The 14,346-nt window shown below is 64.5% G+C and carries 5 protein-coding genes and 1 pseudogene; all 6 read left to right on the top strand.

Annotated features, from left to right (window positions below):
• The first annotated feature begins 176 nt into the window (after positions 1 to 176).
• The 6 genes and pseudogenes from ABMD26_RS01400 to ABMD26_RS01375 all read left to right on the top strand — a co-directional run bounded on the left by ABMD26_RS01400 (position 177) and on the right by ABMD26_RS01375 (position 14,325).
• On the top strand, positions 177 to 1,472 hold the full coding sequence (locus ABMD26_RS01400) for an MdtA/MuxA family multidrug efflux RND transporter periplasmic adaptor subunit (protein ID WP_354307093.1): 1,296 nt from the start codon (positions 177 to 179) through the stop codon (positions 1,470 to 1,472).
• The gene (locus tag ABMD26_RS01395) at positions 1,469 to 4,624 is read left to right on the top strand and encodes an MdtB/MuxB family multidrug efflux RND transporter permease subunit (RefSeq protein ID WP_354307091.1); all 3,156 of its coding nucleotides are present in this window, start codon (positions 1,469 to 1,471) and stop codon (positions 4,622 to 4,624) included. The genes ABMD26_RS01400 and ABMD26_RS01395 overlap by 4 nt, the downstream gene beginning before the upstream one ends.
• Positions 4,621 to 7,728 (top strand): efflux RND transporter permease subunit, encoded by a 3,108-nt coding sequence (locus tag ABMD26_RS01390; RefSeq protein WP_354307089.1) that lies wholly within the window; start codon positions 4,621 to 4,623, stop codon positions 7,726 to 7,728. The genes ABMD26_RS01395 and ABMD26_RS01390 overlap by 4 nt, the downstream gene beginning before the upstream one ends.
• Positions 7,725 to 9,164 carry an efflux transporter outer membrane subunit gene (locus ABMD26_RS01385; protein ID WP_049860182.1) on the top strand — a complete coding sequence of 480 codons (1,440 nt, stop codon included), beginning with the start codon at positions 7,725 to 7,727 and terminating at the stop codon, positions 9,162 to 9,164. The genes ABMD26_RS01390 and ABMD26_RS01385 overlap by 4 nt, the downstream gene beginning before the upstream one ends.
• A gap of 67 nt (positions 9,165 to 9,231) precedes the next feature.
• Positions 9,232 to 11,322 carry a putative bifunctional diguanylate cyclase/phosphodiesterase gene (locus ABMD26_RS01380; protein WP_354307086.1) on the top strand — a complete coding sequence of 697 codons (2,091 nt, stop codon included), beginning with the start codon at positions 9,232 to 9,234 and terminating at the stop codon, positions 11,320 to 11,322.
• 167 nt (positions 11,323 to 11,489) lie between these two features.
• Positions 11,490 to 14,325, top strand: a pseudogene (locus tag ABMD26_RS01375) (bifunctional diguanylate cyclase/phosphodiesterase).
• Positions 14,326 to 14,346 lie beyond the last annotated feature (21 nt).

Here is a 14,346-nt window from a genome sequence, read left to right as displayed (position 1 = left end):
CGTAAGGTCAGATGCTCCGCGTGGCCCGTGACGCGGCTCGCGCCGCTGCTACGGGTTGATCGCCTGTAACCTCCCGCTGCATTGCCGGCCAAGGTAAATTGCCCGTAAAGGCGCTTTGCTTATGCCCGCCGACTCCTTATCGTTCAGCCTCCTCAAAGTAGAAGTCCTCCCGCACAATGGTCGATCATTCAATGCAGTCCCCAGGTCCCCGTAAATCGCGTCGCTGGCTGTTCGGCCTGTTGATGGTGCTGGTTGTCGCCGCGTTGTGCTGGTGGTTCTGGCCGGCCAAGAAAAGCCCGGAGAACGGCGCCGCCGCGCCCGCCAGTGCGGGGCGCAACGCAGGTTCCGCGCGCCCTGGTTTCGGCGGTTCGGCCGAGCCCACCCCGGTGCGGGTAGCCGATGTGGTCACCGGTGACTTCCCGGTGTACTACAAGGCGCTGGGCACGGTGACCGCGATCAATACTGTCAATGTGCGCAGCCGTGTGGCCGGGGAGCTGGTCAAGGTCAACTTCCAGGAGGGGCAGCGGGTCAAGGCCGGCGACCTGCTGGCGGAAATCGACCCGCGCAGCTATGAAATCGCCTTGCAGCAAGCCCAGGGGACGCTGGCGCAGAACCAGGCACAACTCAAAAACGCGCAGATCGACCTGCAGCGTTACAAAGGCCTGTTCGCCGAAGACAGCATCGCCCGTCAGACCCTGGACACCCAGCAGGCGCTGGTGGGGCAGTACCAGGGCACCATCCAGACCAACCAGGCGGCGGTCAACGACGCCAAACTCAACCTGGACTTCACCCGCATTCGCGCACCCATCGCCGGCCGCCTGGGGCTGCGCCAACTCGACATCGGCAACCTGGTGGCTGCCAACGACACCAGTGCGCTGGTGGTGATCACCCAGGTTCAACCGATCACCGTGGCCTTCACCCTGCCTGAGAGCGAACTGACGCCGGTGCTGTCGCGTTACCGCAGCGGCGCCAAGTTGACCGTGGAAGCCTGGGACCGGGGCGACACGCGCAAGCAGGCCACCGGCGTGCTGGGCAGCCTGGACAACCAGATCGACACCACCACCGGTACCCTGAAGTTCAAGGCTCGCTTCGATAACCAGGACGAGGCCCTGTTCCCCAACCAGTTCGTCAACGTGCGTCTGCTCTCGGATACCCTCAAAGGTGTCGTGCTGGTGCCCTCGGCAGCCGTTCAGTACGGCGTCGACGGCACCTTCGTCTACGCCATGGACGGTAACGACAAGGTCAAGATCCGTCAGCTCAAGGTGGGCCCCACCGACGGCACCAATACTGTGGTCGAACAAGGTCTGGCCCAAGGTGATCGGGTCGTGCTCGAAGGCACCGATCGGTTGCGCGATGGCAGCCGGGTCGAAGTGGTCGATGACAGCGCCAAGGTCCCCACCACGCCGGGGCAGCATCTGCAGGGGCAGGATGGCGCTGGTGTGCCGGGCGAGAAGGGCAAGACCGGGGCATGAATATCTCGCGGCTGTTCATCCTGCGCCCTGTCGCCACGACATTGACCATGCTCGCCATCGTACTTGCGGGCGTGCTCGCCTATCGATTGCTCCCGGTGTCGGCGCTGCCGCAGGTCGACTACCCGACGATTCGCGTCATGACGCTGTACCCCGGCGCCAGCCCGCAGGTGATGACCAGCGCGGTCACCGCGCCGCTTGAACGCCAGTTCGGGCAGATGCCCGGCCTGACGCAGATGGCCTCGACCAGCTCGGGCGGCGCGTCGGTGCTGACCTTGCGCTTCAGCCTCGAGATCAACATGGACGTCGCCGAGCAGCAGGTGCAGGCGGCGATCAACGCCGCCAGCAACCTGCTGCCCTCGGACCTGCCCGCGCCGCCGGTGTACAACAAGGTCAACCCGGCCGACACCCCGGTGCTGACCATCGCCATCAGTTCCAAGACCATGCCGCTGCCCAAGCTCAACGACCTGGTCGACACCCGCATGGCGCAGAAGATCGCGCAGATCAGCGGCGTGGGCATGGTCAGCATCGCCGGTGGCCAGCGTCAGGCGGTCCGTATCAAGGTCAATCCCGAAGCGCTGGCGGCCAACGGCTTGAACCTGTCCGACGTGCGCACCCTGATCGGCGCATCCAACGTCAACCAGCCCAAGGGCAATTTCGACGGCCCCACGCGGGTGTCGATGCTCGACGCCAACGACCAACTGCGTTCGCCCGAGGAATACGCCAACCTGATTCTGGCTTACAACAACGGCGGCCCGCTGCGGCTGCGTGACGTTGCGCAGATCGTCGACGGCGCCGAGAACGAACGGCTGGCTGCCTGGGCCAACCAGAATCAGGCCGTGTTGCTCAACATCCAGCGTCAACCGGGGGCCAACGTCATCGACGTGGTCGATCGGATCAAGGCGCTGCTGCCCACGATCACCGACACCATGCCGGCCGGGCTCGACGTTACGGTGCTGACCGACCGCACCCAGACCATCCGCGCGTCGGTGACCGACGTCCAGCACGAACTGCTGATCGCCATTGCCCTCGTGGTGATGGTCACGTTCCTGTTCCTGCGCCGCTTCAGCGCGACCCTGATTCCTTCCATCGCCGTACCGTTGTCGCTGGTAGGCACCTTCGGGGTGATGTACCTGGCCGGGTTTTCGATCAACAACCTGACCCTCATGGCCCTGACCGTGGCCACGGGCTTCGTGGTCGACGATGCCATCGTGATGCTGGAAAACATCTCGCGCCACATCGAGGAGGGGGAGACACCGATGCAGGCCGCGCTCAAGGGTGCGCGGCAGATCAGCTTCACCTTGCTGTCACTGACGTTTTCGTTGATTGCGGTGCTGATCCCGCTGCTGTTCATGGCTGACGTGGTCGGCCGCCTGTTCCGTGAATTCGCCATCACCCTGGCCGTGGCCATCCTCATTTCCCTGGTCGTCTCGCTGACGCTGACCCCGATGATGTGCGCACGCCTGCTCAAGCGCGAGCCCAAGGAAGAGGAACAGAGCCGCTTCTACAAGGCCAGCGGCGCCTGGATCGACTGGCTGATTGCCCGTTACGGCGGCGGCCTGCGCTGGGTGCTGCGGCACCAGCCGCTGACACTGCTGGTCGCCGTCGCCACCCTGGGCCTGACCGTGCTCCTGTACCTGGTGGTGCCCAAGGGCTTCTTCCCCGTGCAGGACACCGGCGTCATCCAGGGCATCTCGGAGGCGCCACAGTCGATTTCCTTCAAGGCCATGGGCGAGCGACAGCAGGACCTGGCCAGGATCATCCTGCAGGACCCGGCCGTCTCCAGCCTGTCTTCGTACATCGGCGTGGACGGTGACAACGCCACGCTCAACAGTGGACGCTTGCTGATCAACCTCAAGCCCCACAGCGAACGCGACCTCACAGCCAGCCAGGTGATCGCGCGCCTGCAGCCGGAGGTCGACAAGCTGCTCGGCGTGCGCCTGTTCATGCAGCCGGTGCAGGACCTGACCATCGAGGATCGGGTCAGCCGCACTCAGTACCAGTTCAGCCTGTCCTCCCCGGACGCCGACCTGCTCGCCACCTGGAGCGCCCGTCTGGTGGACGCGCTGAAGCAGCGTCCCGAACTCACCGACGTGGCCAGCGACCTGCAGGACAAGGGCCTGCAGGTGTACCTGGTGATCGACCGCGATGCGGCCAAGCGGGTCGGGGTGGATGTCGCCGATATCACCGACGCGCTGTACGACGCCTTCGGTCAGCGACAGATTTCGACCATCTACACCCAGTCCAGCCAGTACCGAGTGGTGCTGCAGGCCACCGACGCCAGCACCCTCGGGCCGCAGGCGCTGGAGCAGATCTACGTCAAGGCCAGCGTCAACGGCACGGGCACGACCAACCAGACGGCCGACAGCGACACCACTGCCACCAGTGGCACCCAGGTGCGCCTGTCGAGCCTGGCCCACATCGAACAGCGCCGGGCCCAGCTGGCCATCGCGCACATCGGTCAGTTCCCGGCGGTGATGATGTCGTTCAACCTCGCTGATGGTGTAGCGCTGGGCAAGGCGGTCGACGTCATCGAACAGGTGCAGCGTGACATCGGCATGCCGCTGGGCGTGCAGACCCAGTTCCAGGGCGCTGCCGAAGCCTTCCAGGCGTCGTTGCAGAGCACCCTGCTGCTGGTGCTGGCGGCCATCGTCACCATGTACATCGTGCTGGGCGTGCTCTACGAGAGCTACATCCATCCGATCACCATTCTCTCGACCTTGCCCTCGGCGGCGGTGGGCGCCTTGCTGGCGCTGCTGATCAGCGGCAACGACCTGGGCATGATCGCGATCATCGGCATCATCCTGTTGATCGGTATCGTCAAGAAGAACGCGATCATGATGATCGACTTCGCCCTGGAGGCCGAACGCAATCAGGGGCTGGATCCCGAGACCGCGATCTACCAGGCGGCGCTCCTGCGGTTCCGGCCGATCCTCATGACCACCATGGCCGCGCTGTTCGGCGCGGTGCCGCTGATGCTTGCCAGCGGCTCGGGTGCCGAGTTGCGCCAGCCACTGGGCCTGGTCATGGTCGGCGGGCTGCTGGTGAGCCAGGTGCTGACGCTGTTCACCACGCCAGTCATCTACCTGTACTTCGACCGCCTGGGTCGACGCTGGGGGCGCCGACCAGCCGCCGTGGAACAGGCTGAATCATGAACCTCTCCGGACCTTTCATCCGTCGCCCGGTGGCGACTTTCCTGATGAGCGTGGCGATCATGCTGCTGGGCGGGGTCAGTTTCAGCCTGTTGCCGGTCTCGCCGTTGCCCAGCATGGATTTCCCGGTGATCGTGGTGTCGGCCAACCTGTCCGGCGCCAGCCCCGAGGTCATGGCCTCGACCGTGGCCACGCCGCTGGAGCGATCGTTCGGCGCCATTCCGGGCGTGACCACCATGAGCAGCCGTTCCAGCCAGGGCTCGACCCGGGTCATTCTGCAGTTCGACCTGGACCGCGACATCAACGGCGCGGCGCGGGAAGTGCAGGCGGCGATCAACGCGTCGCGCAACCTGCTGCCCAGTGGCATGCGCAGCATGCCGACCTACAAGAAGATCAACCCTTCCCAGGCACCGGTCATGGTCCTGTCGCTGACCTCCGACGTGCTGGCTAAGGGTCAGCTGTACGACCTGGCGTCGACCATCCTGTCCCAGAGCCTGTCCCAGGTGCCTGGAGTGGGCGAGGTGCAGATCGGCGGCAGCTCGCTGCCGGCGGTGCGCATCGAGCTCGAGCCGCAGTTGCTCAACCAGTACAACGTCTCGCTCGATGACGTGCGCACCACCATCGACGGGACCAACGTGCGGCGCCCGATCGGTTTCGTCGAGGACGGTGAACGCCAGTGGCAGGTGCAGGCCAACGACCAGTTGGACAAGGCCGACGACTACAAGCCGCTGATCATCCGCTATCAGGACGGGTCGGTGCTGCGCCTGAGCGACGTGGCCAAGGTCACCGACGGTGTCGAGGACCGCTACAACAGCGGGTTCTACAATGACAATTCGGCCGTGCTGCTGGTGATCAACCGCCAGGCCGGGGCCAACATCATCCAGACCGTCAGCCAGATCAAGGAACAGCTGCCGGCCCTGGAGGCGTTGTTGCCGGCCAGTGTCGAGCTGAACATCGCCATGGATCGCTCGCCGGTGATCACCGCCACCCTGCACGAGGCCGAGATGACATTGCTCATCGCCGTGGTCCTGGTGGTGCTGGTGGTGTTCCTGTTTCTCGGCAATTTCCGCGCCTCGCTGATTCCCACCCTGGCCGTGCCGGTGTCGCTGGTGGGGACGTTCGCGATCATGTACCTGTGGGGGTTCTCCCTCAACAACCTGTCGTTGATGGCGCTGATCCTGGCAACCGGGCTGGTGGTGGACGACGCCATCGTGGTGCTGGAGAACATTTCCCGGCACATCGACGACGGCGTACCGCCACTGCGCGCAGCCTACCTGGGCACCCAGGAAGTCGGCTTCACCCTGCTGTCGATGAACGTCTCGCTGGTGGCGGTGTTCCTGTCGATCCTGTTCATCGGCGGGATCATCGAGAGCCTGTTCCGCGAATTCTCGATCACCCTCGCGGTGGCCATCGTCGTTTCGCTGTTCGTCTCGCTGACCCTGACGCCGATGCTCTGCGCGCGCTGGCTGACGCCGCATGAGCCCGAGAAGGACAACCGCCTGCAGCGCTTCAGTCGCCGCGTCAACCAGCGCATGGTCGCTGCCTACGACCGCAGCCTGGGCTGGGTTCTGCGTCACCGCAGGCTGACCCTGCTCAGCCTGCTGCTGACCATCATCGGCAACGTTGCCCTGTACGTGGTGGTGCCCAAGACCTTCATGCCGCAGCAGGACACCGGTCAGTTGATCGGGTTCGTGCGCGGCGACGACGGTCTGTCGTTCTCGGTCATGCAGCCGAAGATGGAAACCTATCGCCGCGCGTTGCTCGCCGACCCGGCGGTCGACAGCGTGGCCGGGTTCATCGGTGGCAACAACGGCAGCAACAACGCGACCATTCTGGTTCGCCTCAAGCCCATCGAGGAACGCAAGATCAACGCGCAGCAGGTGATCGAGCGGCTGCGCAAGGAGATGCCCAAGGTGCCCGGCGGCCGCCTGATGCTGATGGCCGACCAGGACCTGCAGTTCGGCGGTGCCCGGGAGCAGAGCACCTCGCAGTATTCGTACATCATCCAGAGCGGCGATCTGTCCGCGCTGCGTACCTGGTACCCGAAAATCGTCGCGGCCTTCCGCGCGCTGCCGGAACTGACCGCCATCGATGCCCGCGAAGGCCGCGGTGCCGCCCAGGTGACGCTGATCGTCGACCGCGACAAGGCCAAGCGCCTGGGCATCGACATGAGCACCGTGACCTCGGTGCTCAACAACGCCTACAGCCAACGGCAGATTTCCACCATCTACGACAGCCTCAACCAGTACAAGGTGGTGATGGAGATCAACCCCAGGTATGCGCAGGATCCGATCACCCTGGAGCAGGTCCAGGTGATCACCACCGACAACAAGCGCGTACCGCTGTCGAGCATCGCTCACTACGAAAACAGCCTGGCCGACGACAGCGTCAGCCACGAGGGCCAATTCGCGTCGGAGAGCATTTCCTTCGACCTGGTCAGCGGGGTGACCCTGGACGTCGCCACGCCACTGATCGAGCGCGCGCTGGTGCGGGTCGGTCTACCCGAGGACATCATCGTCAAGGTCGCCGGCACCGGCGATGCCTTCGCAGCCGCGCAGAAAAGCCAGCCTTTCATGATTCTCGGCGCGCTGGTGGCGGTGTATCTGGTGCTGGGCATTCTCTATGAAAGCTACATTCACCCGCTGACCATTCTCTCGACCCTGCCATCGGCCGGGGTAGGGGCCTTGCTGAGCATCTACCTGACCGGTGGCCAGTTCAGCCTGATCTCGCTGCTGGGCCTGTTTCTGCTGATTGGCGTGGTGAAAAAGAACGCGATCATGATGATCGACCTGGCGCTGCAGCTCGAACGCAATGAAGGGCTGGGCCCGGCCGAATCCATTCGCCAGGCCTGCCTGCTGCGCCTGCGGCCCATCCTGATGACCACCATGGCGGCCATTCTCGGCGCGCTGCCGTTGATGTTCAGCACCGCCGCAGGCGCCGAGATGCGCCGTCCGCTGGGCCTGACCATCATCGGTGGCCTGGTGTTCAGCCAGATCCTCACGCTCTATACCACTCCGGTGGTCTACCTCTATCTGGACCGCCTGCGCCACCGCTTCAACACGCGGCGCGGCGTGCGTACCGATGCCGCTCTGGACACTCCGCTATGACCGATTCCGTTTTTCCGCGCGTCTCGCGCCTGGCCAGTGTGGCACTGTGCAGCCTGATGCTGGGCGCCTGCACCCTGGGCCCGGACTACCAACGCCCGACGATCGCCACGCCGGTGCAATTCAAGCAGGCCGATGGCTGGCGTCAGGCCAACCCCAGCGATGCCATGGCGCGCGGCGCCTGGTGGGAGCTGTACGGCGACCGCCAGCTCGATGCCCTGGTGCTCAGGCTCAACCGCTCCAACCAGACGGTCGCCCAATACGAGGCGCAATATCGGCAGGCCCAGGCGCTGGTCCGCAGCACCCGCGGCGCGCTGTTTCCGACCGTCGATCTGAGCGCGGGCAAGACCCGCTCCAGCCAGGGGACCGGCAGCAGCGGTTCGAGCCTGAGCCAATCGAGCAGCGGCATTCGCGATACCTACAACACGCAGTTGGGCGTGAGCTGGGAAGCCGACATCTGGGGCAAGCTGCGCCGCGGGCTGGAGGCTGATCGGGCCAGTGCCCAGGCCAGCCTTGCGGATCTGGCCGCGATGCGCCTGAGCCTGCAGTCGGAGCTGGTGCAGAACTACCTGCAATTGCGGGTCATCGACGAGCAGAAGCGCCTGCTCGAAGCCACGGTGCAAGCCTATCAGCGCTCGCTCGACCTGACTCAGAACCAGTACCGGGCGGGGATTTCCGGCAAGGATGCGGTGTTCCTGGCACAGACCCAGCTCAAGAGCACCCAGGCCGACCTGATCGATCTGGCCTGGCAGCGAGCCCAGCTCGAAAACGCCATTGCCGTGCTCATCGGCATGGCACCGGCCGAATTCAGTCTGGCTGCGAGCACCGAGATCCCGGCGTTGCCGGCGATCCCTCTGGCCGTCCCCTCGCAGCTGCTCGAGCGACGTCCCGACATTGCCGCCGCCGAGCGCTCGGTGATGGCGGCCAATGCCGAAATCGGCGTGGCCAAGACCGCCTACTTTCCCGACCTGACCTTGAGCCTCTCCGGCGGTTACAGCAGCAGCAGCTTCAGTAACTGGATCTCGCTGCCCAACCGTTTCTGGTCGGTCGGCCCGCAACTGGCGATGACCCTGTTCGACGGCGGCCAGCGTGCGGCGGAAGTGGACCGCAGCGAAGCGGCCTACGACCAGACCGTCGCGCAGTATCGTCAGACCGTGCTCGACGGGTTCCGTGAAGTCGAAGACTACATGAGCCAGTTGAAGGTGTTCGACGAGGAAGCGTCGGTGCGCAACGAGGCGCTGCAGGCGGCCCGCGAGTCGTTGCGCCTCACGTCCAACCAATACAAGGCCGGGCTTATTGGCTATCTTGACGTGGTCAACGTGCAGGCAACGGCGTTGAGCAACGAGCGCAGCGTGTTGACCCTGATGCAGAGTCGGCTGGTCGCCAGCGTGCAGTTGATCGCGGCGCTGGGCGGCGGCTGGCAGGAACCGGCACAATAGGCCAGCCGCGTCGGCAACCGTGTTTCGTACCACCTCTGAAACCCCGCACGCCCTGGTCAAGATATCGATGCTGATTGGTACCTATTCCTCCGCCCTCGTGGCCGTATCGCTGTGTGTCGCCATCCTGGCGTCCTATACCGCACTCGATCTGGTCGGGCGCATCGCTACGGCGCAGGGCCGGGCGATCTATCTGTGGATGAGCGGCGGTGCGCTGGCCTTGGGTATCGGCGTGTGGTCGATGCACTTCATCGGCATGCTTGCCTTCGAACTGCCTATACAACTGGGCTATGACCTGGGCCTGACCGCCGCTTCGCTGCTCATCGCCGTCCTGAGCTCAGGGTTTGCCCTGTGGCTGGTCAGCCAGCCGCTGCTGCCCTGGCCGCAGTTGGCCGGGGGCGCGCTGATCATGGGCGCAGGCATCGGCAGCATGCACTACACCGGCATGGCGGCGTTGGAGATGCAGCCTGGCATCGTCTACGACCCCGTGCTGTTCGTCGCCTCTCTGGCCATCGCCGCGGGCGCTTCCGGCGCAGCGCTGTGGATCGCCTTCCGCCTGCGGCGCAACCGGCCGAACGTGCGACTGGCCCGAGCCGGCGCGTCGGTGCTGATGGGCCTGGCCATCGTCGGCATGCATTACACCGGCATGGCCGCGGCCAAATTTCCCGAGGGCAGCGTGTGTGGTGGCGCCCTCGACGGCCTTACCGGGGATGGCCTCGATTACCTGGTGCTGGTCACGACCCTGGCGGTGCTGGGCATGACCTTGCTGACGTCGGTGCTCGATGCGCGCCTGGAGTCGCGCACCGCGGCGCTGGCCAATTCATTGACCCTGGCCAACCAGGAGCTGACGCAACTGGCCCTGCATGACAACCTGACCAACTTGCCCAACCGTATTCTCCTGGCCGACCGCATCGGCCAGGCGATCAGCCAGATCGATGCGGTCGGCGGTTGTCTGGCGGTGATGTTCATCGATCTGGATGGTTTCAAGCCGGTCAACGACGCCTTTGGCCATCACATGGGCGACCAGCTGCTGCGCGCCGTCGCCTCGCGCCTGCGCACCAGCCTGCACGGCCAGGACACTCTGGCCCGAATCGGTGGCGACGAGTTCGTCCTGCTGGTAAGCCTCGAAGCAGCGGCCTACGCCAAGGGTATCGCCGCGCGCCAGGTTCACCTGATCGGCCAGACGTTCGAAGTCGCCGGACACAGCCTGCATATTTCCGCCAGCATCGGTATCGCCCTGTACCCTGGCAACGGCATCGATCAGAACGAGCTGCTGATGAATGCCGATGCGGCCATGTACCATGCCAAGAGCATTGGCAAGAACGGCTACAGCTTCTTCGAAAGCTCGATGAACACCAATGCCCGCAAGCGCTTGCAGCTTCTACAGGAATTGCGTCTGGCGGTAGCCGAGCGCCAGTTGCGCCTGTTCTACCAGCCCAAGTTCGATGCCCGCAGCGGTAAACCGGTCGGCGCCGAGGCGCTGTTGCGCTGGGAGCACCCGCGCATGGGCCTGCTGGCGCCTGCGGCGTTCATCGACCTGGCGGAGACGACCGGATTGATCATCGACATCGGCCACTGGGTGCTTGACGAGGCCTGTCGGCAGATGCGCGAGTGGGTCGAGATGGGCTTCCATGACTGGCGCGTCGCGGTCAACCTGTCGGCCTTGCAGTTCGGCCACGCTGGACTGGTGCGCAGCGTTGCCGTCACCTTGGCGCGGCACGGGCTGGCGGCTGCCAACCTGACCCTGGAAATCACCGAGAGCACCGCCATGAGCGACGCCGATGCCAGCATGACGGTGCTGCAGCAGCTGTCGGACATGGGCGTCGATCTGTCCATCGACGATTTCGGTACAGGCTATTCCAGCCTCATGTACCTCAAGCGCCTGCCTGCCAACGAGCTGAAGATCGATCGCGGCTTCGTTCGCGACCTGGAGCAGGACGGTGACGACGCGGCGATCGTCTCGGCGATCGTGGCACTGGGCCAGGCCCTGGGCCTGCGAATCGTTGCCGAAGGGGTGGAGACCAGCAATCAGCAGTTGTTCCTGACCCGGCTGGGCTGTGATTCCCTGCAAGGCTACTTGCTCGGCCATCCGCTACCGGCCGAGCGCTTCATGCACGACATCCAGGCCGCCATGCACACCGGCAGCGCTACCCAGGCCTGACAGGGGGATTGCGACACAAGGGTTTGCCGTAAACGTCAGCGCCGCTCGCGGGGCTTGCCATTAGATAGCCATAGGCTCGAAGATGTAGACCGTTGGTTTTCTGGCATGGAGCGTCTATGAGTTCCGATCCCCCGACCTTTGCCGAGTTCGGCAAGGGCTCTACGTCCATGCTCGATGCCGCTTCGTTGGAAGCGATTCTGCAGCAGGCCCGTGATTGGCCACACAGCACGGCGTGGGCCTGGTACCGGGCCGGTGAGCAACTGCACCTGGAAGGTCAGGGCGATCCGCAGCGCCACTGGCCGCTGGTCCTGGCCAACCACGAGCTGCAGCGCTTCTGCGACAGCTGCGGGCTGCAGCTATGGCCGACCGGGCAGGGCGAGGCAGTACTCGGCTGGTTGATGGCGCCGTTGCACATTTCCCATGATGGCCCCTTGGCCGACCTGGCTGCCGCCATCGGCCGGCAGGTCCAGACCGACGCCCTGGCCCGTGCGCAGATTACCCAGCGCGTGTTGTACGAAATCACCTACCTGGCCAGCTCCACCCGCGACCGAGGCGTTTTCCTGGTGGGCGTGCACAAGCTGCTGGCCACCCTGATCGATGCGGAAAACTTCTACCTGGCGCTCTACGATGAGCAAAGCGGCAAGATCACCTACCCCTATTACGTGGACGTGATCGATGTCGAGGCCCTCGAAGCGGAAAACTACGAGTACCTCATCCCTGACCACCTGTCGCTCACCGGCCAGGTGTTGACCAGCGGTCAGCCATTGCTGATCGACGCCAAGGGCATTGCCCTGGCCGGGCGTCAGGGGCGTTTTCATTGCGTCGGGCATATCCCCGAGTTCTGGATGGGCTCGCCGCTCAAGAATGCCCGCGACGAAGTGTTCGGCATGATCGCCATGCAGGTCTACGACGTCGAGCGTGCATACACTGCCGAAGACCGCGCGTTGTTCCTGGTCGTCGCCCGGCACGTGGCCATGGCGCTGGACCGCATCCTGCACCGTGCCGACCTGGAAGAAACGGTGTCACGCCGCACCCAGGAACTGTCCCAACTCAACGCGGCGCTGCGCCTGGAAGTCTCCGAGCGCAAGCGCGCCGAGCATTTGCAGGTGGCGCTGTTCCAGATCGCCGAGCTGTCGAGCAAGCCCGGTGAGCTCGATGACCTCTATCACAGCCTCCACGTGATCGTTGGCGACCTGCTGTATGCGCGCAATTTCTACATCGCCATCTTCGACGGCGAAAGTGGTGAAGTGAGCTTCCCCTATTACGTCGACGAACAACTCACCGGGCGACCGCAGCCGCGCCGTGGCAGGCGCGGATTGACCGAGTATGTGATTCGTCAACGCTGCGCCTGCCTGATCGACTTCGATGCCGCCACCCGCTTGATGATCCAGGGCGAAGTCGACGACACCCGCGAGCCGATCCGCTCGCAATCCTGGCTGGGCGTTCCGCTGTTCGACGACGACCGTGTGCGCGGCGTGCTGGTGGTGCAGAGCTACGCCAGCGACGTGCACTACACCCTGCGCGATCAGGACCTGCTGACGTTCGTTTCGCGCCACATCGATACCGCGCTGTCCCGGCGCAGCGCGGCCGAAGCCATCTATGAGGCCAACCTGCGCCTGGAAGCCCGCGTCCAGAGTCGAACCCGCGAGCTCGACCACGCCAACGCCAAGTTGCAGTACGAAAACGCCCACGACGCCCTGACTGCGCTGCCCAATCGCATCCATCTGCAACAACGTCTGGCACAGGCCTGGCATGAGTACTGCGCCAATGACCGAGAGTTGGTGGTGATGTTCATCGATCTTGACCGTTTCAAAATGGTCAATGACAGCTTTGGCCATCATTTCGGCGACCAGTTGCTCTTGGAGGCAGGGGCCCGCCTGCGCAGTTGCCTGCGCGAGGATGACCTGCTGGCCCGCTTGGGCGGCGATGAGTTCGCCGTGCTGGCACCGGACTCGAGCCTGGAGGAGGCCGTGGAGATCGCCGAACGCATCCTGGTGGCCTTCGACCGCCCGTTCTTCATCAATGGCCATGAAGTGTTTTCCTCGTGCAGCATCGGCATCGTCGGCGCCGACCGTCAATTCCACAGCGAACCCGCCGACCTGCTGCGCGATGCCGACAAGGCCATGTACCGGGTCAAGAGTGCCGGTCGTGACAGCTACGCGGTGTTCAACCAGGCCCTGCGCCGTGAAGTGTCCGATCAGGTCGAACAAGAGGGCGCGCTGCGCAATGCGCTCAAGCGCAGCGACGAGCTGCTGCCGTATTTTCAGCCGATCGTCGATGTCCAGACCGGTGAGGTGCAGGCGCTGGAGGCATTGATCCGCTGGCATCAGCCGGACGGACGCATCATCGCGCCAGGACACTTTCTGCCGGCGCTCGAGGGTCTGCGGCTGATCGGTCGTCTCGACCTGTACATGCTCACCCGTGTGGCTCAGATTCTTGCCGAGCCCGCTCATGCCCACTGGCCGCCGGTGCATGTGAACTGTTCCAGCTACAGCATCACTCGCAGCGGTTTCGCCGATGAAGTGCTCGCGGTACTGGCGCGCCATCAGGTGGACGCCTCACGGATCTGCCTGGAATTGACCGAGGGTGCGCTGGTGGCCGAGCCGGCCATGGCCCAGCGCACCATGCAGCAGTTGGCCGAGCACGGCATGAGCGTGGTGCTGGACGACTTCGGTGCCGGTTTCTCTTCGCTCAGCTACGTGCATCAGTACCAGTTCAATGGCTTGAAGATCGACAAGTCGTTCATTCTCGAGTTGACCGGCAGTCCGCGCAGTCGGGCCATCGTCCGTGCCATCGTGCGCATGGCCGAGTCGCTGGGTTTGACCGTTGGTGGCCGAAGGGGTAGAGGACCTGGCCACCTTGCAACTGCTGCGCGAGATGGGTGCATCCCAGGCACAGGGTTATTACTTCGCCAAACCCGCTGCCATACAGGACCTCGATCTGACAGGATGGAAGGCTGTCGTGACGGCAGCGCCACGGCCCGGCGCACTGCATGACGTATGATCGGCGAAATCGTTTTTCGAG

Source organism: Pseudomonas sp. PvP001 (assembly GCF_040546375.1).
Taxonomy (GTDB): Bacteria; Pseudomonadota; Gammaproteobacteria; order Pseudomonadales; family Pseudomonadaceae; genus Aquipseudomonas; species Aquipseudomonas coleopterorum.
The sequence above is the reverse complement of the archived record's forward strand: the minus strand, read 5'-3'. Positions and strand labels throughout refer to the sequence as shown.

Coding starts and splice junctions, on each gene's coding strand:
- ABMD26_RS01400 (WP_354307093.1), top strand. CDS start 177: ATGGTCGATCATTCAATGCAGTCCCCAGGTCCCCGTAAATCGCGTCGC.
- ABMD26_RS01395 (WP_354307091.1), top strand. CDS start 1,469: ATGAATATCTCGCGGCTGTTCATCCTGCGCCCTGTCGCCACGACATTG.
- ABMD26_RS01390 (WP_354307089.1), top strand. CDS start 4,621: ATGAACCTCTCCGGACCTTTCATCCGTCGCCCGGTGGCGACTTTCCTG.
- ABMD26_RS01385 (WP_049860182.1), top strand. CDS start 7,725: ATGACCGATTCCGTTTTTCCGCGCGTCTCGCGCCTGGCCAGTGTGGCA.
- ABMD26_RS01380 (WP_354307086.1), top strand. CDS start 9,232: ATGCTGATTGGTACCTATTCCTCCGCCCTCGTGGCCGTATCGCTGTGT.